The organism is Marinomonas sp. NPDC078689, assembly GCF_044542435.1.
GTDB classification, from domain to species: Bacteria; Pseudomonadota; Gammaproteobacteria; order Pseudomonadales; family Marinomonadaceae; genus Marinomonas; species Marinomonas arenicola.
In genome coordinates, this window is record NZ_JBITUJ010000002.1 from 484,871 (window position 1) to 508,226 (window position 23,356).

Consider the following 23,356-nt stretch of genomic DNA (forward strand, 5'->3'; position numbering starts at 1 on the left):
TGAATGGATCTGCTTAAAAATGTTCTTATTAATGATGTTTTGAACGCGCGTTGTGCCGACCCATTTGGTTGCTTAGGCTTACATCAAGAAGACAATAAAAAAGGACTTTCTCTCACTGTGTGGCGCCCAGGCGCCACCGCAATCAGTGTGTTAGAAATCAGTAATGATACGGTATTGGGTGAGATGTCCCTAGTAAGCCAAGAAGGCTTGTTTTATTTGCACCTACCAAAGCAGAAAACACACTTTCATTACCGACTCCAAGTGGCCTATGGCGATGATGTGTTCACCATCGTCGACCCATACCAATTTGCCAGTACCACGTTTTCAGACCCAGAACACCATCAAGCCTGTCTGTACAAAAACCAAGGGGCTATCCAGCTTGGCGCCGAGATAAACACCACACTGACGATCAATGGCACCCGCTTTGCCGTCTATGCTCCAGCGGCTCGTTCGGTCTCTGTGGTGGGCGATTTTAATGGCTGGGATGGCAGCGCTCATCCGATGTCCAGCAGCGGCGATGGCATCTGGCGTTTGTTCGTGCCTGATGTCAATCATGGGGTACGTTACAAGTATGAGATTCGCGCCAACAATGGTGACTTATTGCCCCATCGTACAGACCCCTACGCACAACGCATTGAGCAATACCCGTCGTTCGCCAGTGTGACCTGCTTCGACCACAAACATCAGTGGCAAGACAGCGCATGGACCACTCGTCCGGTTGAAGACATCTATGAAAAACCAATGAGCATCTATGAGCTGCACCTGGGCTCATGGCGTCGTAAAGCAGACAATAAGCCACTTACCTACTTAGAACTGATTGATGAATTAGTGCCTTACGTCGAAACAATGGGCTACACCCATGTGGAGCTACTGCCCATTACCGAATACCCATTTGATGGGTCTTGGGGCTATCAACCGGTTGGCTTGTATGCGGTAACCTCTCGCTTTGGCACAGCGGAAGAATTCAAAGCCTTGGTGGATGCACTGCACCAAGCAAACATCAGCGTCATCATGGATTGGGTACCGGCGCATTTCCCTGACGATAGCCACGGGTTAGCCAACTTTGATGGATCAAAACAGTACGAATACCCAGACCCGAAAAAAGGCTGGCACCCTGAGTGGAATTCTCTGATTTACGATTTTGGGAAAGAGCATGTGGTGAACTACTTAATCAGTAACGCTGTGTACTGGTTAGAAGAGTTCCACATCGATGGCTTACGTGTCGATGCCGTCGCCTCCATGCTGTATCTGGATTACTCCCGTGAAGAGGGCGAATGGATACCGAATAAAGACGGCGGCAATCACAACTATGAAGCGATTGCGTTTTTGCGCCGCTTAAACGAAACCGTCTACCTCAATCACCCTCGCTGCTTCACTGTGGCAGAAGAATCCACCGCCTTCCCTGGCGTCTCTAAACCCACCTATATGGACGGCCTTGGCTTTGGCTTTAAATGGAATATGGGGTGGATGAATGACTCGCTTGAGTACATCAAAAAAGACTCAGTACACCGCAAGTATCATCAAGGTGAGCTGACCTTTAGCATGGTATACGCCTACGATGAGCAATTTGTATTGCCGCTTTCTCACGATGAAGTGGTGCATGGTAAAGGCTCTATGATAGAGAAAATGCCCGGCGATCCATGGCAGAAATTCGCTAACTTGCGAGTGTTTACCGCCTATATGTATTTCCACCCGGGTAAGAAACTGAACTTTATGGGCAATGAGTTTGCACAAGGTCGAGAATGGAGTCATGAACGTTCATTGGATTGGCATCTTCTTGATATTAATTACCATCAAGGGCAGCAAGCGCTTAGCCAAGATCTCAACCACTTGTATAAAAATGAGTCTGCGTTGCACCTGGATCATTCAGGCCTTGGCTTTGAGTGGATCAGCTATGACGACAGTGCCAACAGTATTTTGGTCTTTGTGCGCAAAGCGAAAAACAACGCCGAACACGGTGTTGTGATCACCAACTTTACGCCAGTTCCACAAGGCAGTTACCGCATTGGTGTGCCTGAGTCTGGCCGCTATCAAGTGGCGTTTAACACCGACGAAAGCAAATACCAAGGCAGTGATTACCTGCATTATGAAGGCTTAACCAGCGATCATATATACACAACAGAAGCGGTTTCTAGTCATGGTAAGGCACACAGTATCGTGGTGAAAGTGCCGCCACTTTCTGCGGTCTTTCTAAAATGGCTCGCCTCTTAATTGATCGGGCTTTTGCAATTCAAAGTGCGCACTATCTAATGAACACAGCGTAGTGACTCGCCCGTTTATAACGGGCGTTTCTTCATCAAGGAGACGTTATGGACACCTATACCGTTAACCACGGTCAGCCTTTTCCATTAGGGGCAAGTGTGACAGACAAAGGCGTTAATTTTGCCGTTACTTCAGAAGACGCCACAGAACTATTGCTTTGCCTTTTTGATGAGCAAGATAATGAGATTGAGCGCCTGCCCTTTATTGCCAAAGAACGGGGAATTTGGCATATGGAAGTGTTGGGGATAACCGAGAATCAGCGTTATGGACTGCGTGCCAAGGGACCTTTCGACCCAAGCCAGCAGCAACTCTTTAATGAGCACAAATTACTGATCGATCCCTACGCGAAAGCACTGAGTGAAAAACTTGTCTGGCATGCCGATCAAGCAGCGCTCACGGTAGAAGGCGACCCTCACCTTACAGATTCCGCCTACTGTGTGCCTAAGTCGATAGTCAAAACCGTTGCGCCAACTTCGCAACGCCCAGCGCGCGTTAACGTAGAGCCTCCACACCGAGCCATTTATGAATTGCATGTGAAAGGTTTTAGTCAGCAACTGCCTATCGATGAAGCATTAAAAGGCACCTATTTAGGCGTCATTTCAGACCCAGGCATCGCCCACCTTCGCGCCTTAGGCATTACCACGATTCAACTCATGCCCTGCTTTAGTTTTGCCAATGAAAGACACTTACAAGAACTCAATCTGAAAAATTACTGGGGCTATAATCCCATTAGCTTTTTCGCAGTAGAAACCTCTTATGCGCACCAAGACGCCATCGCAGAATTCCAAGCCATGGTAGACGGCTTACGTCATGCGGGTTTTGAGGTCATCCTCGATGTGGTGTATAACCACACCGCCGAAAGTGAGTTAAACCAATCCAGTGTTTGCTATCGCGGTCTGGATAACGCCCATTACTACCGTCATGCAGACGGTGAGTATTTGAATTACACAGGTTGCGGCAACTGCTTTGATACGTATCACTCCGCCTCCATTCGTCTCATCTGTGACAGCATGCGTTATTGGGTAGAGGTCATGGGAGTGGACGGTTTCCGCTTTGATCTTGGGGTCGACATGGGTCGAACAGACCACGACTTTTCCCCTAAAGCGCCCTTGTTACAGGCCATTTTACAAGACCCTATTTTAAGCAACAGCTGCTTAGTCATGGAGCCTTGGGACATAGGCCCAGACGGCTATCAGGTCGGACAATTTCCGCGCGGCTTTTTAGAATGCAACGATCAATACCGTGACACTATTCGACGCTTTTGGCGCGGTGACGAAGGGCTTACCCCTGTTTTCGCCACCCGCTTGATGGGGTCCCGGGATTACTTCCACAAAGGCCGACGCAGCGCCCTGCACTCGGTGAACTATATTACCTATCACGACGGTTACACACTGAATGATCTGGTGTCTTATCACCGCCGTCATAACCTGGCCAATATGGAAAACAACCGTGACGGTCATGGCGACAATATCAGTCAAAATTTCGGTCAGGAAGGGCCAACAGACAACGCCGACATACAAAGTAAACGCCTCAACCAGCAACTTTGTTTTATCGCCACCTTGCTGCTCAGCCAAGGAACGCCTCACTTTCTAGGGGGAGACGAACTGTCTCATAGTCAACAAGGCAACAATAACGCCTACTGTCAGGACAATGAGATAACCTGGTTATCATGGCAAGAAAGCAGCGCTAGAAACGCCTTGCAAGAGGCCATTTCTAGCCTAATGACGATTCGTAAAGCCTACCCTATATTAGCGGAGGTCTACCTTGAGGATGACCCGCTTTATCAGCACCTTGAACCCGATCACATAGAATGGCTCAATCAGTTCAGCCAACCCATGTCTGAACACGACTGGGCAGAAAGCGAACGGGATTATTTGGCTTTAACCCTGACCTCTGCTGATTTATCAAATCGACTTTGGTTGGTCTTCTATCGAGAAGACCATCCGCTCAATGTGCCGCTACCCAGCAATGCAAGCACACTCGATGTGCTTTACCAAACCCCTGGAATGAGCATTGAGAAGGACGCACTTGTTTGTGAGTATAGAGGCGTACTGCTGGCCAAACTGGTTTAGCCACCTCGACATCAAACAGCGACGGCAAGCGCCCGCTTATAAAGCGGGCGTAAAGCCGACTCGAAAACCTCCCCAATGCTGACCATTGACATAAATAGGCACCGACAAATCATGGAGAATCTCGCCCGTGTCGCGCTTATACGTTTGCAATAAAAAGCTTTCTTGGTGGGCACCACAACGACGACCTGTCGGATCATCAAAAATACGACGACTTCGGTTATTCGCCAAATCCGTATCATAGTCTCCGGTCAGCGGCTGATTGAACTTGTTATTGTGGGTCGGAAAATAACCGTTCACATCCACTGCCCCGGCGAAAATTACCTCACTGTGTTGTTCGAGTACCTTTTCTTGATACTGAGGAAAAGTACGATCGGTAAAGTCGTTATAAGGGGTGCTGAACTTTTGTGGGCGCGTGTTTTCAATGGCTTGATATTGTTTAGAAAACACATCACTTTGTGACAATTCGCTCTCTGCAATCGCGGTTTCAAACAGCTGCCCTATGTGTTTAGCGGTGGCTTTCGCCGTGGCCACTAACTCAGAAAAGAACAACGATTGATCGACTTTATCCAACTCTCTGAACACCACTTCAGCACCTGAGCTCAACCCAGAAGCTTCGCCAGATAACTCTTCACTGCGCCCATTAATACTATGCAGAGCCTCGCTGATACGAGAAATAGACTCATTAATCTGCAGACTTGTTGCGCCCAAACTTTCTCCAGTATTTTCTACCTCAGAAAGCACAAGTGACGCATTTTGCACCTCACTTGTTAGCGCCATAAAACGCTCTGTTTCCCCTAACAGCGTCTCAGCAAGCGATTCACTCAAGGTTTTCAATGCCGCCATTTCAGTATTAGTAAGTTGGCTGTTCTCTCTAACGTCTATCAATAAGGTGGATATTTGCTCAGTGGCGTCTGCTGTTTTCCCTGCAAGCGCACGCACTTCGTCTGCGACCACCGCAAAGCCTCGGCCTTGCTCGCCCGCTCTGGCGGCTTCAATCGCCGCGTTTAACGCCAATAAATTGGTTTGCTCAGACACCCCTTTGATGACATTGGTAATGCTATCTATGGCGTCTGCACTTTGTGTTAATTGGCTTAACTGCTCACTGGCGGCCTGTACTTTTTGCGTTAGCTCGCTGATTTGCTCAGCGCTTTTTTGCAGGGCGGATTGAGCAACTTGACTGGAGCTGGCCGTGTCGCTCATGGTGTGGGCAACCTGAGTCAAATTCTTGGATAAATTCACACTGGTATCAGACAAGGCTTGTGCCGCCTGGGAGATTTGCGAGCTGTCGTCGCTCGTAAAGCGAATGTCTTTATTAAGCGTATCGACAAAATAGGACACTTCAGCCGCCCCCATTGCCATTTTCGAAGTGGCACGCGTTACGCTTTGGCTCACCTGAGCATAGTCGATTGCCGGCGTGTCTTTGCGCTCTATTAATGCCTTCTGCGGACGCGATCGCAGCAAGATGGAAGACAGCAAAGCAAGCGCGCAAACAGCACCACCGACCAAGCTGTATAGCAGAGGTATTGCGGTTTGAAAATACCCAACCACAAACAAAATAAAGAGAGCACATAGGCTCCCAAACTGCGCATAAGCCATAATTCTTCCCTACCGTTTTTATTATTAGAATATTGTCTTATCCTAACCCTAGATAGGCATAAAGTCTGAAGTCTACTACTAAAGTAGTAGGTTATTTAACAACACCAACGGCTCGCCCTGAGCACTTGAGGACTCCTCTCTTCTCACACCGCCTATCTGCTTGCTAAAAATCATCATTTCAACAAACCGTCCCCAAACAACAAGAAGACTATTTTATTCTCATATCTAATTATTAATAAATTAAATAACCTCTAATCGGTGAAAATAGCACATAAAAAGCAAAACTTTTTTGATCATGAATGGCTACACTAGACATAAGCTCACAAGGCGAATAACTCATCAAAACAACAAAAATGCCATTGCGCATGATCTGCCAATGCGCGGAATTGAGGATTGAATTATGCTTACTGACAAGACTACGCTAGACAATTTTTACCTTGAACTTGGCCAACTGACGCCAGACAGTGTCAATCACCTCACGTCGTCATTTAGCAACTTGCCAGCGAGCCCTTACGCTGATGGCGCGTTTCGACTACGCCGTTACTCGCGCTTTGTAATGAACAACCACCGTCTATCCCGCCTTTCTGCGCAAGCCTTTGTACAAGATGAGAGCATTAATCACTTTCAAGGTAATGTGGTTCGTGTTTATCCGGAAATTGAAGATCAAACATTTGAAGACCCAGCTTTTGTTGAGCTGTTTGATCACTTTCAAAAAATGGCGAATGTCCAAGACGACACGCCGATTGAGGTCCATCAGATGCGTATTTTTGCCGATCATAAAAGAGCGGAAGTCGCACCAGAAGGGGTTCACCAAGACGGTTTTGATCGCATCGGCATCTATGTCATGCAGCGCCATAATATCCAAGGTGGCAACATCAATATCCATCTTGATAAGAAAAGCCCTGCCATGATTAGCCACGACTTTGACCAAGGCGAGTTTGTGGTACTAAACGACCGCAAGTTTTTTCACAGCGCTCATCCGATTAAACCCGTCGATGGTGACTTTGGTTATATGGACCTTTTTGTTCTGACAGCAAATCTCGTTCATTAATACGACAACACCTTTGAACGCACCTCATCATGGAGAAAAAAATGCATCATCTAGACCAATGCCGCGCTTTATTTCCGGCGCTAAATTACCAACATAACGGTCAATCCGCCATTTTCTTAGATGGTCCTGGTGGCTCCCAAGTCAGTCTCGGTGTGCTGAACGCCATGCAAGAATATCTTGGCCATTTTAACGCCAATTTAGGGGGTGCGTATTTCTCAAGCAAAGAAACAGAAAAGGTGATGCATCAAGCTCGCTTGGCCGCCAAAGATTTGTACAACGCAAGCAGCGAACAAGAGATTATTTTTGGTGCAAATGCCACCAGCATCAACTTTCACATGAGTCGTGCCATTGCCAGAGAATGGCAAGCGGGCGATGAAATCATTGTCACGAACCTAGACCATTACTCGAATGTGTCGCCGTGGGTTTTATTGGCTGAAGAAAAAGGCGTGCTTGTTCATTATGTGCAGGTTAACGAAACCGATTGCACCCTGGATCTGGCTCATTTAGAAAGCCTGCTGAACAGCAAAACACGCCTTGTTGCGTTCACTTGCGCCTCTAACGTGACCGGGTCTATCGTGCCGCTTAACGAGGTCATGACGTTAATCAAAACACACACAAACGCCATCACCTATTTAGATGCAGTGCATTATGCTCCGCACCACGCCATTGACGTACAAGCGTTGGATTGCGACTTTCTAGTGTCATCGGCCTACAAGTATTTTGGGCCACATTTAGGGGTCTTGTATGCCAAAGCAAGTACCCTCTCTCAACTCACGCCTTATAAAGTGGCACCGGCTAAAAACATTGACCCTAATCGCTGGGAAACAGGCACTCAAAACTACGAAGCAATGGCGGGTTACCTTGCTTGCATCGATTATTTGGCGTCGTTAGGTGAGCAAGAGGGTGACCGACGAGCGCGCTTATTGTCTGCTTTTGAACAAATCAAAAAGCACGAAGAAGCCCTAAGTCAAACACTTATCCAAGAGCTAACGAAAATCCCCAGTCTAACGCTATACGGGATTGAATCATTAGATCGTTTATCGGCGCGTACCCCGACCATTGCCTTTCGAATAAAAGGCATTGAACCCCGTGCCGTGTCTGAATTTTTTGGTGAGCAGGCGATTTGCCTTTGGGATGGCAATTTTTATGCGCAAGGTCTGTATGATCAATTGGACATTACCGACAAGGGCGGCGTGGTTCGCGTAGGTTGCTTGCATTACAACACCCAAGAAGAAGTGCTGATATTCTGCCAAAAACTGCAAACGTTAGTCGGCTAATCTAGACCATTTAAGCTTGGCATCAAACGCGTCATGACTCAGCGTTTGATGCCATCATTTAGTCATTTTGCTCTAGTATCAACTGCCAATAACCAACACTGATCCACTGCTGGAATTTAAAGCCTACCTCAGCAAATTCACCTACTTTTTCAAAGCCCAATGCCTCATGCAGCGCTATGCTTGCTTCATTTGGCAGCGCAATCACGCCCAAGACACTTTTAATGTCTTTTTTATGCAGCAAGGCTAATAAAGCTTCGTATAAGATGGTTCCGTAGCCTTGCCCTTGCACTTCTGGCATAAGGTAAACCGTCGCTTCCACGGTAAACCGATAAGCACTGCGATTGTGCCAGGGTGACGCATAGGCATAGCCCAACACCTCCCCTTCTTCGTTTTCCAGCACCAGCCATGGCAGGTCACGCTGAATCACTTTTTCAACCCGTGAGTGCATCTCGTCTGGGGTAGCGCACTCCTCTTCAAAAGTTACTTGGGTATTTTCGACATAGAAATTATAAATCGCCGTAATTTGCTCAACATCAGAGAATTTAACTTTCCGAATTTCCATCATGCCTCCAAAAAACCACTCAAATAAAATGCCATTTAAACGTTAAATCATAGACTATCGTGGGACGCCACTAGCCACTGTGGCAACGCAAACACTTGCTGACTGGTCAGTGCGGCTTGCACACACTCTTCTAAACTGCCAAAACGCACGCCACACCCTGAAATACCAGGCCCATAATGTGCGTACTTAGCGGAATTTGTCATCATGGTGTGCTCTTCTGTCGGCAAAATGGGCTTATCTATCATGCACCAGCAGGTATCTGTGATCCACTCCACACCAAACTCCGTCAAGGTAGAGACATGGGCTTGCGCGTGCTCATAAATGACTCGACTGCACGTGATCACCAGACGCGTCTCTGGCGCTTTTTCTTTGCCTAACACCAAGCCAGCTAAGCGCTCAATTTCACTGAGTGAAAAATGCGGATTGCCCAAACACACCATCGCAATGCGCTCCGCGTCAGTAGAATTCAATGACCGCCAAATCTTGGCCAACTCAGTGCCATCGACCGCCATTACTGGCGCTTCTTGCGAAGCAATGACAGCGTCGAGCGTCACAGCCTCTGGTGTCACACCTACGATATGAAACATGGGCGCCGATGACGTGGTCGCAAACGCAGCCCCCAAGGCTTTTAAATCATCAAGCGTCACCCCCGCCGTTGCTAAACCGACAACCGCAGGAATACGACCATGACTGTGCTTGCCAAGCCAGTAGCCTAGCAAAGGGTAAAAAGCTTCATCGGCCTGCGCAGGCTTCTCTACCTTTACCACATAGCGGGCTTTTCGTTCGCTCTCTAGATGACAACCAATGTATGGCGCTCGCCCCGTAATGGCCATGCAAATGTCTAAATAATCTGGGTATTTTAACGATCGAGCACCCAACACACTGTTGGCAAACACCACCGCATTGGATTCTGCCCAAGCAATTTGCGCCCCTTGCTGTGGCGCGCCTTCCAATAAATACGGCGCACAGGTATAAGTCGCCGAGCACCCCATGTTCAAATAGGCATCAGCGAGATCATTGGCCGCTTTGGCAAACTCCGTAGGTACGGCTTGTTGTTGCCAACGCTGACGATCCACTGAAATTGAGTTTAACGATGTTGGTACCGAAACCTTTGCGCCCCATTCCACCAAGGTTTGAGCAAAGCGCAGCCCGGCTTCCCCCGTGTAAATGCACCCGTCTATGTGGGCTTGAGAAATATCCAATAAACACGGCGCTCCTTGCAGCTCTGCCATGCGGGTAATAATCCGCATAGCGGCTTGATGCGCCTTGCCATGCTCACCCTGCAAACACGCGAGGTCGAACTCAGACAATCGAAGTGAAGAGGGTCGAGCAGGATTATCAACTTCGGGCAGAGTCTCACTGGCGCTCCATTGGTCGCCCGATACAGACAGCCAAGTCACTTGTTCTAGCGCATTAAAGTCCGCACTGGAAAGCGCGATAACAGGAATAGAGCAAGCAAACATTTCTTCTGCCACCAAGACGCCCAAGGTCAAAATGTCTTCTGGCTGATTAATAATAATGGCGGAAGGCGCTAAGCCTTTTAACATCAGCTCCATCAGCACGCCGCTGCCGGTACAAGACCCACGCCCGCATGGAATGGCTAAAACATTGCCAGCTAAGCGTTGACCAGATAACGGATGATGACGATCTATGACCTCACTGGTGTGTGGGTCCACGCCTCCCCAAAGGCTTAAGCCTTCATGAGAAAACAGCACATTACCATCCCCTTTCCCATGGATAAGCACTCGTTGCGCGCGTTTTATAACGTCATCAGGTAACATTTCGTGTCCTTTCTTTTAGTGACCTTATGACCAATCTAGCGATTATCCGTTTTCTATACAAGACACATCACAAGGAATTAGCCCATCTGTCATAAAGACACTCTCACACTCTCCTACCTACTCTCTTGTGACGTCTTAACAGACTCAATAGGTGTCTTTTTTAGCCCCCGAAAAGCCTTCTCTTTTGCTTAAAAAATAAGTACGTTTGAAAATTAAAAGTAAAGCAAACCCTTATTTTATGGGCAAAAATTTACGGTTTTGTTATAGTTATTCGTTAGCACAATATAAAAGGTAGCCTACCGGTATCATGCCAATTAGATCTTCATTTGATTCATTGCCCACTTTTTCGCTTCATCCCGATCAGTTTCAAATACTGCATTCTGCCCAGTGTTTTCGTGAGCAGTTACTTGATGCCATTAAAAACGCCAAACAGCGCATTTATTTAACCGCTCTTTATCTGGAAAATGATGAAGCAGGACGCGAAGTCTTGTCCGCTGTTTATCAAGCGAAGCAGCAGAATCCAAACCTTGATATTGCAATCTGTGTCGATTGGCATCGAGCGCAACGTGGTCTTATCGGCGCCGATAAAAGCACAGGCAATGCGGCTTTCTATCAAGAGTATGCAAAGCGCTATGAACATAAAATCTCAGTGTATGGGATTCCGGTACGCAACCGAGAAGTCTTTGGGGTGCTGCACTTAAAAGGTTTCATTATTGATGACACTGTCATTTACAGTGGCGCCAGCTTAAATAACATCTACCTGCATTACCAAGAACGCTACCGTTTTGACCGCTATCATGTGATCGAGAACGCTTCTTTGGCAAACAGCATGACGGACTTTATCCGTCAAAAAATGATCGACCACCCTGCTGTGCACGATCTCTCTCAAACAACCCTGCCGACCACCAAAGAACTCAGAGCGACCATTAAACGCTTTCGTTTGTCCTTATCAAAAGCGAGCTACTCAGTCGCTCATGAAGCCATAGAAAAAGGTCAGGTGGCCATCACACCACTGCTGGGTGTCGGTAAACGAAACAACAAGCTAAACCAGACCATCGTCCAATTACTGGCTTATGCACAGCAAGAGATTTACCTCTGTACGCCGTATTTTAATCCTCCAAAAACCGTCATTAGAGAAGTAAAAAGAGCGATCAAACGCGGTGTAAAAGTGCATGTTATTATTGGCGATAAAACGGCGAACGACTTTTACATTTCGCCAGAGCAACCTTTTAAAGTCATTGGCGGGCTGCCTTACCTTTATGAAATAACGCTGCGTCGTTTCGCCCGTGCCAATGAGAGTTACATCCAATCTGGCGATCTTTCCATTCACCTCTGGAAGCACGACACCAACAGCTACCATCTAAAAGGCATTTGGATCGATCGACAAGCCATGCTGCTCACAGGCAACAACATCAACCCAAGAGCCTGGACATTAGATCTTGAAAACGGTCTTTTTATTCAAGACCCTGAAGGTCTACTAGAAGAAAAATTCAGTGCCGAATTCGATAATATACTGACCCACACAAAACGGGTTGAAAGCTACCGCCAGCTTGAAAGCATTCGACACTACCCTACTAGGGTAAAGCGATTACTAAGACGGGTTATTCGCACCAGAGCCGACCGTCTGCTAAAACGCATTTTGTAATACACGAAGAAAACAAAAAAGGAGCCAATAGGCTCCTTTTTTGTTTTTGCTCACGTTACAAGCCAACAATCGCTTTCTGCGATACCTCTTTTACGAATACATGATCACCTTTGCCTGCCCGTCATAAAACAAGCCAGCCATACAGCACGTCTATAGAAGACATTTTGCTCTTCAATAAACTTATACCTGTTTACATAAAGTTACATTGAAGATGCTAATGAAATTCATTATCATAGACACCACTTCCAACCACGGTCATTCTTAAGGTGATACTTTCATGGGACAATCCAGCTGCACGCGACGCGTATTCAACACTCTTATCACAAGCCTCTGCGCGATTACCTCTCACATCGCACTGGCTGACACCTTTCCAGTCACAGTTACCGATGTCGCAGGCCGCACTATTACCATCAATAGCCAACCAGAAAATATCGCACTTTCCACTGGTCGATTAATGCCATTGCTTGAAATTATGTATCAGAAAGATGCCATCAAACACCTTGTTGTTTGGCGTGATGACATGCGCCTATCCGCTCCAAGCATGTATTCCAACTACACCAAAGTGTATCCTGAACTTAAAAACCTAATGAAAATAGGCAAGATTCAAACCAGCGAATTCGACACTGAACGTTTTATCAATATGACCCACAAACCTGATTTGTTTGTCGTCGACCTAGCCAACATCAAAATAGCAGAAGAAAAAGGCCTGCTTAAAAAGTTAGACAAAGCAGGCATTAAAGTACTCGCGGTCGATTTCCGAGAACATCCGATTAAAAACACGCTACAGTCTGTCACAAGCCTTGCCACCGCTTTAGGGCGAAAAGAACAAGGCCAGCACTTTGCTGATTACTACCAAGAACACATCAAAGCCATTACCGACACTATTGCCTCTTTGCCAGAAAGCGAAAAACACAAAAAAGTCTTTATAGAGCGTGCGGCTGGTTATAACACATCATGCTGCCGGACTTTTGCTACGGGCAACATGGGGGCTTATATCCCTTATCTAGGTGCGACGAATATCGCCGAAAAGCCATTAAAAGGTGCTGTTACTGGCCAAATGTCGGCAGAAAGCATCATAGTAGATCAACCTGATGTGTACATCATGCAATCGACCGGATGGATTGATAAAGACGGTAATGCCACCGCTGGCATCCCTTTAGGGTACGGCCCTGTCCACAAGGATGGCATCAAAAAAGCGACCAGCGAATTAATGAACAGGCCTTTTCTCAAAGCCACCAAGGCGTATCAAAATCACGATGTTTATTCGATCTACATGCCTTTTTACAACTCACCTTATAACCTAGTCGCCATTGAATACTTTGCGAAATGGCTTCACCCTGAGCAATTTAAAGACCTTGATCCTGAGCACACGTTTGAAGAAATGAATTTACGCTTTGGGCATCGTAAAGTGGCCGGCATATTCGGGCAGAACAACACTGAGGCCATGCAATAATGAGTGACATGGGTTTCGCTTCAGACGCCATAGAACACACCAACGAGTTGGCGCAAAAAACACACAATGCAGAGTTAAGTTCTGCACTCGCGCTGCATCACTTACGCCTGAAAAGGAAAAAACTGGCCCTTTGTGTGTTTTTCTTATTAAGCATTGTGGGGCTCATTGCAGACATTCTTATCGGCTCCCATGGGCTCACTTTCACACAAGTGATTCACGGCATTTTCTTCCCAAGCTCCAGCGACATTGCCAGTCGAACGATCATTTGGGACATTCGCATGCCGATGTCTCTAATGGCGCCATTCGTGGGCGGCGCCCTCGCCATTGCTGGCGCTCAGATGCAAACCACATTAAACAACCCATTGGCTGATCCCTACACCTTTGGCGTTTCGGCGGCGGCTGGCTTTGGCGCGTCTCTGGTCATCACAAACATTATTGCTGTGCCATTTATTCCTCAGCAATATCAAGTGGCGGCGATGGCCTTCGTCATGTGTTTGTTAACCACCTTTATGATTGCCGGCATTTCGTCCATCAAACGCATATCCATTGAAGGCGTGATGTTGTTTGGGGTGGCTATCATGTTCGCCTACGAAGGCTTGTTGACCATGATGCAATACATTGCGACCGAGACACAGCTGCAAACCTTAGTGTTTTGGCACCTGGGCTCATTAGATCGTGGAAACTGGGACAAAATCGCGATCTTAGCCATTTTGTTGCCCATCGTTTTGGCCATCATGATGAAGGACTCATGGAAACTGTCATCCTTAAAAGTCGGCATAGAACGAGCAGAATCCATGGGCATCAATGTTAAGCGCCTGCGCATTAAAACACTGCTGCTGGTGTCATTAATCACCTCGTTGTCCGTCGCGTTTGTTGGCGCCATTGGCTTTGTTGGTCTAGTCGCTCCGCACATTGCGCGCATGGTTTTAGGTGAAGATCAGCGCTTTTTCTTGCCCGCTTCTTTCTTACTCGGCGCGGTATTGCTTGAGCTTGCTTCCATTGCCAGTAAATCAATTATGCCGGGCATCATATTGCCATTAACCGTGATGATGTCGATGGTGGGCATTCCCTTCTTTATCTTCTTGATCATCAAAAAAGGAGGAAAATTCTAATGACGCTTAAAATCAACCGTCTGTGTGTTTCCTTTGGCAACAACGTCATTTTAAACAACATGAGCATCCCAGAAATCTACCCTGGGGAGATGGTCTCGTTAATTGGCAAAAATGGCGCGGGCAAATCAACCGTACTCAAACAAATCACCAAACGCATTCGCCTTGATACTCAGTCGGTTTTGTTCGCAGGAAAGCCATTGGCGCTGGACGACATCGGCTATCTGCCACAAGACCATCGTGTCGCCGCCAATATCACGGTACTTGAGCTGCTGATCACAACGATGCACGTTGGCTCAAATTCGCTTTTCACGAAAGCCAACAGCGCAGAAAAGGTGCTCGCCTTATTGGAAAGTATCGGCATTATGTCGCTGGCGAATAAAATCTGCGCGGAGCTTTCTGGCGGTGAAAGCCAAATGGTAGGGCTCGCGCAAGCCGTGATAAACACGCCGAAAGTATTGGTGTTAGACGAACCCACCGCCGCCCTCGACATGCACAACCAGTTCAAGCTGCTAGAGTTCGTTAAATGCTACACAAAACACAATAACGCCTGCGCCATCATGGTTATGCACGACCTGAACTTAGCCATCCAGTATTCTCACAAAGTCGCAGCACTGCACAACGGCGAGTTATTTGCCTATGGCGAACCGAGACATATTATTGACCAGCAACTCATACAAGACATCTTCAACGTCAATTCACAAATCATCCAACTGGATGACTACCCCATCATTGCCGCCAGACTGTGATTACCTAATGGAACTTATCAGGAAACTTATCAAGAACTTATCAGGACACCCATGCTAAGAACCCCGGAAACGGAAAAGGAACTTATCAGGACACCCATGCTAAGAACCCCGGAAATGCTGGCTTCTTGGAGTGCCTCTCCTGTTAGCAGTGTTGGGGTAAATGTCAGGTCAAAGCCCTTTTTCAGAAGCTTTTGTGCCTACAAGAGGTTTGTGGGGCAAAAAGGGGTTCGGCTCTCGATAATTAGGGTCAGAGTTAAATTAAACTCAAACCACTTCACTTGCAACAACCGTACACCGATAGCCTGCTTTGCTGTCGCCTCGTGCGGTGACTTTGTCGATGGGCCAATTGCCTTTCATTTCGGGCGGGAAGATGTCGTTTTGGGTGGCTATTGATAAGGAATAATTAAGACAGCAATCCGTAATGGATTGCTGTCTTAATAGGTTATTGTCGATCTTTGAAGAAAGCTGCAATGGAGTCGATCGGCATCCAAAGTTTAGAGGTGTGTTCTTCCCTTTGAAGGAAGATGAAGCCGCGATTCTGGTAAAATGTAACGAGGTCATCGTCTTTGGCGTCTACGAACAGTCCAACGACGCCCATGTTCTCATTTATTAGCAGTGTACGCCGCATTGCATCGACTACCATGATTTTGGCGATGCCCTGCCCTTGGTAACCTTTATCCACCCCCATTCTGGCTAATGTCACGCCGGGCAATGGGTTAGGGTATTTCTTGTACATTCTATGAGGTACAGGAACTTTGACCTCAATATTGCTGAGCGAGTAGAAGCCCGCGATGTCTGTTTCATCGCTCCCCTCCAGAACAAACGTCCTAGATAGGTTTCGTTTTGCTGCACTGTTCGCAGACTCTTTTAGAAATTTGTTAATTCGCTCATTGCCACAATCAAAGCGTTTTCGATTGTGGCTTTCTTTCAAAGGTGACAGTGCCATTTTCATAACCCTTTAGCGCTTTATAAGCGTCATCAAGATGTTGAATCTCTGGCGGATTGTCTAATGCTTCAAAAAATCGGTTAGCTCCTTCCATAGACAACATTAGCAGTCTATTTCGTTCTACCACTTCTTTTGCCTTATCTAAGGCTGCATCAATCATAAACTGAGACATTGAGGCACCGGATAACTCCGCCGCATTAGTAATGATCTCTTGAACATCTTTTGGGGCTCTGGCAACGAGCCGCACATTTTCTTGTACATGAGATATAGTCATAGCATTCTCCTTGGCCTACTTATAATTCGGCCAAAATTTTTGTATTTTTCTCTGTTTCGTATTAACTCCGTTAATTGTTAAGTTACTGCTTTCACATTTTGATTTTTCATTTTTTTACCCCTTGTAAGTTGAAGAAAAGCAGAAAAAAAACACTGCTTGGTGCCATTATGACACCACACTCACACCAGTGTCAACGTGTTGCCAAAATGGCACCATTCAAACCACTTCACTCGCCACTACGGTACACCTATACCCTGCTTTGCTGTCGCCTTGTGCAGTGACTTTGTCGATGGACCAGTTGCCTTTCATTTCGGGTGGGAAAGTGTCGTTTAGGGTGAGGATACCTTCGGCGACGAGGTTTGGGTTGCCTGGTAAATCTAGGGAAACTTATGGAACTTATCAGGAAATTTATCAGGACACCCAGAAATTTATCAGGACACCCATGCTAAGAACCGCGAAAACACTGACTTCTTGGAGTACCTGTTCTGTTACCAACATCTACGTAAGACAAAGCCCACGATTGTGGGCTTCTATTTTTGCTAGTCATTAATCTTTATCTGAACTCAATTTTTTAGCTAGCTCTACCATTAACTCAAGCTCCGCCAATGTGTTTGCTTCTATTTCTTTGTCACCAATTTTTAGCTTTAGCTTTCTTCCAAATCGACTTGCAATCCAAGAAGGAACTTATCAGGACACCCATGCTAAGAACCGCGGAAACACTGGCTTCTTGGAGTGCCTGTCCTGTTAACAGTGTTACTTATCAGGACACCCAAACTTATCAGGACACCCATGCTAAGAACCCCGGAAATGCTGGCCTCTTGAGGTGCCTGTCCTGTTAACACTCTGTCCTGCTTGGAGTGCCTCTCCTGTTAACAATACCGGGCGGCATGTCAGGTCAAAGCCCTTTTTTCAGAAGCTTTTGTGCATACAAGAGGTTTGTGGGGCAAAAAAGGGGTTCGACCCTTTAGTCAGCAGCAACTTATCAGTCCACCCATGCTAAGAACCGCGAAAACACTGACTTCTTGGAGTGCCTTCCTGTTAACAGCTGCAGTTAACAGTGCAAGAGGTTTGTGGGGCAAAAAGGGGTTCGGCTCTTGATTCAGTAAGCGGAGCAGTTTATTGGAGGGAGGTTTGTGGCTTGTAGATACAAAAGCAACTTATCAGGACACCCATGCTAAGAACCGCGAAAACACTGACTTCTTGGAGTGCCTGTCCTGTTAACAGCTGCTGTTAACAGTGCAAGAGGTTTGTGGGGCAAAAAGGGGGTCGGCTCTTGATTAAGTAAGCGGAGCAGTTTATTGGGGGAGGTTTATTGCTTGTAGATACAAAAAAGCCTCGATGTCATGAGCAATCACAATATCGAGGCTTTCTTAGAATTTGGTAGGGCTAGGCAGATTCGAACTGCCGACCTCATCCATGTCAAGGATGCGCTCTAACCAACTGAGCTATAGTCCTAAAAGTGCTGGCTATTATACGCAGGAGTTTGGCTTTGACAAGCCTTTGACGCATTTTTTTGAAGTGTTTGTTTTATCGAGAGAAAAGCCCATCTCTGTGATCAAACAGGGATCAGCAATTCGTGCCCAACCACCTCATCAATTAGATGATAAGGTACCTTGTATTCCTTACCCCGAAACTTCACTGTGGCGAATTCATAACACATCGAAATCACGGTACAGTTTACGATGACACCATTATCAATCACTCGAACAATGTTGTAATTACGAAGCGTAATAGCCATAGTATCCTCTTGTTTCTTATCTTAAGTGTCAGGTATTTTGCCTGCTTATCTTAGGCTTCACCGACATCCTTTAGTTTTCTCTGTAACTGGTGTATCTGGTCACGGTAGCCCGCCGCCAGTTCAAATTTCAAACTCTCAGAGGCAATGACCATTTCTTTTTGTAGTTGTATCATGGCTTTACGCACTTGCGCTACGTCTTCCATGCTCTCTACTTGATAGTCTTTCGCGGTTTCTGCCACTTTCTTCGCTTGCTTGCCTCGACCTTTGCCCGCGCCAGGGTTATAAGCGCCTTCTAGAATGTCTTCGACGGATTTCGTGATACCGGTCGGTGTGATGCCATGCTCTTCATTATAGGCTTCCTGTGTGGCTCGACGGCGAGTGGTTTCACTCATCGCGCGCTCCATAGAACCTGTGATTCGATCCGCGTACAAAATGGCACGACCGTTAACGTTACGAGCAGCACGACCAATAGTCTGAATCAGCGAGCGCTCTGAACGCAAAAAGCCTTCTTTGTCGGCGTCCAAAATTGCCACCAAGCTGACTTCTGGTATGTCCAAACCTTCTCGTAACAAGTTGATCCCGACAAGCACATCAAACTCTCCCAAGCGCAAATCACGAATAATCTCTACCCGCTCGACGGTATCTATATCCGAGTGCAAATAACGCACCCGTACACCGTGATCGTTTAGATAATCGGTTAAATCTTCAGACATGCGCTTGGTTAAAGTAGTCACCAACACCCGCTCACCAATAGGAGCACGCTTATTAATTTCAGACAGTAAATCGTCCACCTGTGTTGCCACAGGGCGCACTTCTAATATGGGGTCAACCAATCCAGTAGGACGCACAATTTGCTCAACCACCCAATCTTGGTGCTCTTCTTCGTATTTGCCAGGCGTCGCCGAAACAAAGATGGTTTGAGGTTTAATCTGCTCCCACTCTTCAAAGCGCATCGGTCGGTTATCTAATGCAGACGGCAAACGAAAGCCGTATTCAACCAGATTTTCTTTACGCGAGCGGTCGCCTTTGTACATAGCGCCAATTTGCGGCACGGTCACGTGAGATTCATCGATTATTAATAACGCGTTAGCTGGCAAATAATCAAACAGCGTTGGCGGCGGCGATCCCTCTTCTCGACCCGACAAATAACGTGAGTAGTTCTCGATACCTGAACAATAACCAAGCTCTTGCATCATTTCTAAATCATAACGAGTACGCTGTTCTAAGCGTTGTAATTCGACCAATTTATTGAGCGATTTAAGCTGTTCTAATCGCTCATCTAACTCAACCTTGATGCGTTCAATCGCCGCTACCACGGTTTCTTTTGGCGTCACATAGTGAGTCTTAGGGTAAATCGTGACGCGAGGCACTTTTCGAATGGTTTTGTTCGTCAGCGGGTCGATCATGGACAAGTTTTCGACTTCATCGTCGAACAGCTCGATACGAATCGCAGTGTCTTCAGAATCCGCAGGAAACACCTCAATCACATCGCCGCGCACGCGAAAGTTACCGCGCTCTAACACCAAATCATTGCGGCTGTATTGCAACTCAGCCAAACGGCGCAGCACGGCGCGCTGATCAATCCGATCGCCTCGATCCAAATGCAGCATCATTTTTAGGTAAGACTGAGGGTCACCCAAACCATAAATAGCGGACACAGTCGCTACAATAATAACGTCTTCCCGCTCTAATAAGGCTTTGGTCGCTGACAAGCGCATTTGCTCTATGTGCTCGTTGACTGAGGCGTCTTTCTCGATGAAGGTGTCCGACGCCGCCACATAAGCTTCTGGCTGATAATAGTCGTAATAGGAGACGAAATATTCGACCGCATTATTGGGGAAAAACTCTTTGAATTCGCCGTACAGTTGAGCCGCTAGCGTCTTGTTGTGAGCCATGACAATAGTAGGACGTTTCACTTGAGAGATAACGTTTGCCACTGTGTAGGTTTTACCAGACCCTGTCACACCAAGCAGTGTTTGATGCGCTAAACCCGCTTCCACACCCTGTACGAGTTTTTCAATCGCTTTAGGCTGGTCGCCCGCTGGAGCATATGAAGAAACAACTTGAAATTCTTGTGACACGATTTTCTACCTAATGGAGTGACAAACAACGCCATAGAGTAGCAAATTTTTGGCTTCAAATCTGATTATAGTGAGAAAATGCAGAGAAAATAGCGGCGCGCCAAATATCACAAAAAAGGCCACTATTCCTCTAAACAAGCAGCAAAAAGCCAAGTTAATCTAGGACCCACTTGGCTTTAACATGCTCATTTTAATCGCTGGCAATTAAACGCGCCACTTTGCCACACAAGGCACAGTGTTTATCGGCTCGCGCTATTCTTTGGCGTCTACCATTGGCGGCTCGACAATCTGAATAAAAGCTTTGTTTCGCTCAACCAAAGCGTCTCCCAGGCCTTTTACTTCTGTTAATTGATCAAGGCTTTTGAAAGGGCCATTTTCACTTCGATAAGCAACAATAGCGTGTGCCTTTTTGTCACCCACACCAGACATAACCGCAGCGATTTGATCCGCCGTTGCCGTATTAATATCCAGCGGTTGAGCCGCAAAAAGAGCCAATGGAGAGAGCACCAACATCACAAGAACGCAGCGCAAGAAAGTACGAACGTATTGAATTGAAGTCATCATAAAATCCTTTTTAATGAATGAAGCATGGCATCCTGCCATTAAAAAACCGTGACCTACTCTTGATGAATAAGAACGGTCTATTTTGATCAATAAGAACGGCATGTTGTTATTTACAAAAATAAATCGTCTTTATCAAAAAGAACAAATCACGGTTTTAGAGTAAGAGCTTTTAAGCGTTTTCGCAAGTAAACAGCGGCTAAGCGAAAACACCCAGCTCTTTATTTACTTGTGTCAAGACAGCGACTGGGTCTGCTGCTTGCGTAATAGGACGACCCATTACCAAATAATGACTGCCTGCCGCCATTGCTTCAGACGGTGTCATAATGCGCTTTTGATCGCCTTGTGCAGAGCCCGCTGGGCGTATGCCTGGCGTTACTAGCACAAAGTCTTTACCCAATTCAGAAGACAACATAGACGACTCTTGCGCCGAACAGACTACGCCGTCCATACCAGAAGACTGAGCCAAGGTAGCAAGACGTTTTACATGCTGTTCTGGGGTCAAATCGATCCCTACTTCAGCCAGGTCCGATTGATCCATGCTGGTTAATACCGTTACGGCGATCAACAAGGTTTTATTATCAGCGCGCTGCGCCAATGCATTCGCTGAGGCTTCCATCATACGACGACCACCAGACGCATGTACATTCACCATCCACACTCCGGCATCCGCCGCAACACTCACAGCGTTCGCTACGGTATTTGGAATATCATGGAATTTCAGATCTAAGAAAACGTCAAAATTTAATTTATGAAGCGCCTCTAAGATGGCAGGACCTGCGGTAGTAAATAACTCTTTACCCACTTTCACTCGGCATTGACTAGGGTCAAGTCGTTTCGCCATCTCAATGGATTGCGCCATGGTTGGGTAATCTAGGGCAACCACTATAGGGGATTGGCAGCTCATTCAAGGTCCTCTTTTTTCTATATTAACTTGCTCAGCCATTGCCGTTGATGGCAATAGCAGCAATAGGTTTGATCACTAAGGGTATTCTACTATTTTTTACGTGGGAAAAGGCTACTCGCCTTCCAGACCATGAATCGGTTTTACCACACCCCAGTTTTTGCAGCTTGGGCATTGCCAATGCAGTTGATACCCAGAAAAACCGCACTGACGGCACTGGAACTGAGGTTTTACCTGAGCCAACTGATCAATCAATTCGTACAAAACTTCAAGATGTTGCTGATTCTGTCCACGAGAGTCTTTCATTTGCAGGTTAATCAGCTCTCGAAAACCCTTTAATGTCGGGTGCGAACGTAGCTGTTCAACCAAAAACATCTCGGCGTATTCTTTATCGTCTTCCATGTAATGCTGAGCCAGCGCCAAAATCAACGCTGCCGATGGCTTCTTCTGATTTTGCTCTTGCAAAAACTTAATAAAACCACTGCCACCCCAAACTCGCTGATAACAATCTTTTAATTGCGGGATGATAATGGAAATGAATTCTGGGTCTTGCTCCGCGACCTGCTTCAGCTCTTTGATCGCATCGCGATAACGCCGTTGGCTGCTCAGCACATTCGCGGCACCCACACTGGCACGCACGCAGCTGGAGTCGACACCTAGCGCCTGCTTATAATGCTGAAAGGCCTCTTTCCACAGCTCTTTTTTCGAGAAGATTTCAGCCATCTCACAGTGAAAGTGCGCTAAGCGTTTGATTTCTTTCTTCGTGGGGGAATCTTTAATCAGCTCACTGCTAATTTGAATGGCCTTGTCCCAGCTTTGCTCAAACTCATAGAGGTCGACCAGCAAGGTTAGAATTTTCGAATGAAATTCGCTTTTCTTAGACGCGGTTGCCATATTGAGCAACAAACGACTTGCTCGGTCTAATAGGCCCGCCGACATGAAATCGCTGGCCAATTCAAGCTGCACCATGCGCATTTCACGCTGTGTGATTTCTGGACGGGCAAGTAAGTTTTGATGAACGTTGATGGCTTTTTGAATTTCGCCTTTTTTGCGAAACAAATTACCTAACGTTAAATGGATATCAAAAGTATCGGAATTGACTTCTAGGGAATCAACAAAGGCATCAATGGCCTCAGAATGCTGATCATTAAGTAGGTGATTGAGGCCGCGAAAATAGTCTGGCGGCACGCTTTTCTTCTCGCGCTTAGACTTTTTAGCTGGGTTTTTCCGCCCCATTGCCCAGCCTAAAAAAAGCGCAGCAAAAAGAACAATAAACAACCCGACTTCGGTCAACG

18 protein-coding genes and 1 tRNA gene are annotated in these 23,356 nt (G+C 46.7%); 8 read left to right on the plus strand and 11 right to left on the minus strand.

Annotated elements, in window-relative coordinates; genetic code table 11:
• Window positions 1–3 precede the first annotated feature (3 nt).
• Both glgB and glgX read left to right on the plus strand, forming a co-directional pair.
• Entirely contained in the window at window positions 4–2,211 is a 2,208-nt protein-coding gene (gene glgB / locus ACIGBN_RS05340; RefSeq protein ID WP_396664062.1) for a 1,4-alpha-glucan branching protein GlgB, read from the plus strand.
• Between the two features lie 98 nt (window positions 2,212–2,309).
• Window positions 2,310–4,334, plus strand: a complete 2,025-nt coding sequence (gene glgX, locus ACIGBN_RS05345) for a glycogen debranching protein GlgX (protein ID WP_396664064.1) — start codon at window positions 2,310–2,312, stop codon at window positions 4,332–4,334.
• A 36-nt stretch (window positions 4,335–4,370) separates the two neighbouring features.
• Here the strand turns inward: glgX and ACIGBN_RS05350 are convergent, their stop codons facing one another.
• Complete coding sequence (locus ACIGBN_RS05350) at window positions 4,371–5,930, minus strand: methyl-accepting chemotaxis protein (RefSeq protein ID WP_396664066.1); 1,560 nt, start codon at window positions 5,928–5,930, stop codon at window positions 4,371–4,373.
• A gap of 400 nt (window positions 5,931–6,330) precedes the next feature.
• On the opposite strand from ACIGBN_RS05350, the gene ACIGBN_RS05355 reads away from it, so the two are divergent.
• Complete coding sequence (locus ACIGBN_RS05355; protein WP_133002922.1) at window positions 6,331–6,981, plus strand: 2OG-Fe dioxygenase family protein; 651 nt, start codon at window positions 6,331–6,333, stop codon at window positions 6,979–6,981.
• 41 nt (window positions 6,982–7,022) lie between these two features.
• Window positions 7,023–8,258 carry a cysteine desulfurase-like protein gene (locus tag ACIGBN_RS05360; RefSeq protein WP_396664068.1) on the plus strand — a complete coding sequence of 412 codons (1,236 nt, stop codon included), beginning with the start codon at window positions 7,023–7,025 and terminating at the stop codon, window positions 8,256–8,258.
• 58 nt (window positions 8,259–8,316) lie between these two features.
• Here the strand turns inward: ACIGBN_RS05360 and ACIGBN_RS05365 are convergent, their stop codons facing one another.
• Both ACIGBN_RS05365 and ACIGBN_RS05370 read right to left on the minus strand, forming a co-directional pair.
• Window positions 8,317–8,820 carry a GNAT family N-acetyltransferase gene (locus tag ACIGBN_RS05365; protein ID WP_396664070.1) on the minus strand — a complete coding sequence of 168 codons (504 nt, stop codon included), beginning with the start codon at window positions 8,818–8,820 and terminating at the stop codon, window positions 8,317–8,319.
• Window positions 8,821–8,867: 47 nt separating this feature from the next.
• Complete coding sequence (locus ACIGBN_RS05370; RefSeq protein ID WP_396664072.1) at window positions 8,868–10,601, minus strand: aconitase X; 1,734 nt, start codon at window positions 10,599–10,601, stop codon at window positions 8,868–8,870.
• Window positions 10,602–10,908: 307 nt separating this feature from the next.
• Between ACIGBN_RS05370 and pssA the strand changes: the two genes are divergently transcribed.
• From pssA to ACIGBN_RS05390, 4 genes are all read left to right on the plus strand, one after another.
• The gene (pssA, locus tag ACIGBN_RS05375) at window positions 10,909–12,246 is read left to right on the plus strand and encodes a CDP-diacylglycerol--serine O-phosphatidyltransferase (protein ID WP_396664074.1); all 1,338 of its coding nucleotides are present in this window, start codon (window positions 10,909–10,911) and stop codon (window positions 12,244–12,246) included.
• Between the two features lie 277 nt (window positions 12,247–12,523).
• Window positions 12,524–13,699 (plus strand): ABC transporter substrate-binding protein, encoded by a 1,176-nt coding sequence (locus ACIGBN_RS05380; RefSeq protein WP_396664076.1) that lies wholly within the window; start codon window positions 12,524–12,526, stop codon window positions 13,697–13,699.
• Window positions 13,699–14,811, plus strand: a complete 1,113-nt coding sequence (locus ACIGBN_RS05385; protein WP_396664078.1) for an iron chelate uptake ABC transporter family permease subunit — start codon at window positions 13,699–13,701, stop codon at window positions 14,809–14,811. The genes ACIGBN_RS05380 and ACIGBN_RS05385 overlap by 1 nt, the downstream gene beginning before the upstream one ends.
• Window positions 14,811–15,557 carry an ABC transporter ATP-binding protein gene (locus tag ACIGBN_RS05390; RefSeq protein ID WP_341564064.1) on the plus strand — a complete coding sequence of 249 codons (747 nt, stop codon included), beginning with the start codon at window positions 14,811–14,813 and terminating at the stop codon, window positions 15,555–15,557. The genes ACIGBN_RS05385 and ACIGBN_RS05390 overlap by 1 nt, the downstream gene beginning before the upstream one ends.
• Before the next feature lie 442 nt (window positions 15,558–15,999).
• Here ACIGBN_RS05390 and ACIGBN_RS05395 read toward each other — a convergent pair whose 3' ends face one another.
• From ACIGBN_RS05395 to lapB, 8 genes are all read right to left on the minus strand, one after another.
• Window positions 16,000–16,503, minus strand: a complete 504-nt coding sequence (locus ACIGBN_RS05395) for a GNAT family N-acetyltransferase (protein WP_396664080.1) — start codon at window positions 16,501–16,503, stop codon at window positions 16,000–16,002.
• Complete coding sequence (locus ACIGBN_RS05400; RefSeq protein ID WP_396664082.1) at window positions 16,457–16,777, minus strand: DUF1778 domain-containing protein; 321 nt, start codon at window positions 16,775–16,777, stop codon at window positions 16,457–16,459. The genes ACIGBN_RS05395 and ACIGBN_RS05400 overlap by 47 nt, the downstream gene beginning before the upstream one ends.
• A gap of 1,378 nt (window positions 16,778–18,155) precedes the next feature.
• Window positions 18,156–18,232 (minus strand) — tRNA-Val (locus ACIGBN_RS05405).
• Between the two features lie 100 nt (window positions 18,233–18,332).
• Window positions 18,333–18,515, minus strand: a complete 183-nt coding sequence (locus ACIGBN_RS05410; RefSeq protein WP_133002912.1) for a hypothetical protein — start codon at window positions 18,513–18,515, stop codon at window positions 18,333–18,335.
• 50 nt (window positions 18,516–18,565) lie between these two features.
• The gene (gene uvrB, locus ACIGBN_RS05415; RefSeq protein WP_133002911.1) at window positions 18,566–20,596 is read right to left on the minus strand and encodes an excinuclease ABC subunit UvrB; all 2,031 of its coding nucleotides are present in this window, start codon (window positions 20,594–20,596) and stop codon (window positions 18,566–18,568) included.
• Between the two features lie 252 nt (window positions 20,597–20,848).
• Complete coding sequence (locus tag ACIGBN_RS05420; RefSeq protein WP_133002910.1) at window positions 20,849–21,160, minus strand: helix-hairpin-helix domain-containing protein; 312 nt, start codon at window positions 21,158–21,160, stop codon at window positions 20,849–20,851.
• A gap of 196 nt (window positions 21,161–21,356) precedes the next feature.
• On the minus strand, window positions 21,357–22,064 hold the full coding sequence (gene pyrF / locus ACIGBN_RS05425) for an orotidine-5'-phosphate decarboxylase (protein WP_133002909.1): 708 nt from the start codon (window positions 22,062–22,064) through the stop codon (window positions 21,357–21,359).
• 111 nt (window positions 22,065–22,175) lie between these two features.
• Window positions 22,176–23,354, minus strand: a complete 1,179-nt coding sequence (gene lapB / locus ACIGBN_RS05430) for a lipopolysaccharide assembly protein LapB (RefSeq protein WP_133002908.1) — start codon at window positions 23,352–23,354, stop codon at window positions 22,176–22,178.
• Window positions 23,355–23,356 lie beyond the last annotated feature (2 nt).

Bases quoted from the DNA above. Each gene is read 5' to 3' on its own strand.
- glgB (WP_396664062.1), top strand. From the start codon at position 4: ATGGATCTGCTTAAAAATGTTCTTATTAATGATGTTTTGAACGCGCGT.
- glgX (WP_396664064.1), top strand. From the start codon at position 2,310: ATGGACACCTATACCGTTAACCACGGTCAGCCTTTTCCATTAGGGGCA.
- ACIGBN_RS05350 (WP_396664066.1), bottom strand. From the start codon at position 5,930: ATGGCTTATGCGCAGTTTGGGAGCCTATGTGCTCTCTTTATTTTGTTT.
- ACIGBN_RS05355 (WP_133002922.1), top strand. From the start codon at position 6,331: ATGCTTACTGACAAGACTACGCTAGACAATTTTTACCTTGAACTTGGC.
- ACIGBN_RS05360 (WP_396664068.1), top strand. From the start codon at position 7,023: ATGCATCATCTAGACCAATGCCGCGCTTTATTTCCGGCGCTAAATTAC.
- ACIGBN_RS05365 (WP_396664070.1), bottom strand. From the start codon at position 8,820: ATGGAAATTCGGAAAGTTAAATTCTCTGATGTTGAGCAAATTACGGCG.
- ACIGBN_RS05370 (WP_396664072.1), bottom strand. From the start codon at position 10,601: ATGTTACCTGATGACGTTATAAAACGCGCGCAACGAGTGCTTATCCAT.
- pssA (WP_396664074.1), top strand. From the start codon at position 10,909: ATGCCAATTAGATCTTCATTTGATTCATTGCCCACTTTTTCGCTTCAT.
- ACIGBN_RS05380 (WP_396664076.1), top strand. From the start codon at position 12,524: ATGGGACAATCCAGCTGCACGCGACGCGTATTCAACACTCTTATCACA.
- ACIGBN_RS05385 (WP_396664078.1), top strand. From the start codon at position 13,699: ATGAGTGACATGGGTTTCGCTTCAGACGCCATAGAACACACCAACGAG.
- ACIGBN_RS05390 (WP_341564064.1), top strand. From the start codon at position 14,811: ATGACGCTTAAAATCAACCGTCTGTGTGTTTCCTTTGGCAACAACGTC.
- ACIGBN_RS05395 (WP_396664080.1), bottom strand. From the start codon at position 16,503: ATGGCACTGTCACCTTTGAAAGAAAGCCACAATCGAAAACGCTTTGAT.
- ACIGBN_RS05400 (WP_396664082.1), bottom strand. From the start codon at position 16,777: ATGACTATATCTCATGTACAAGAAAATGTGCGGCTCGTTGCCAGAGCC.
- ACIGBN_RS05410 (WP_133002912.1), bottom strand. From the start codon at position 18,515: ATGGCTATTACGCTTCGTAATTACAACATTGTTCGAGTGATTGATAAT.
- ACIGBN_RS05420 (WP_133002910.1), bottom strand. From the start codon at position 21,160: ATGATGACTTCAATTCAATACGTTCGTACTTTCTTGCGCTGCGTTCTT.
- pyrF (WP_133002909.1), bottom strand. From the start codon at position 22,064: ATGAGCTGCCAATCCCCTATAGTGGTTGCCCTAGATTACCCAACCATG.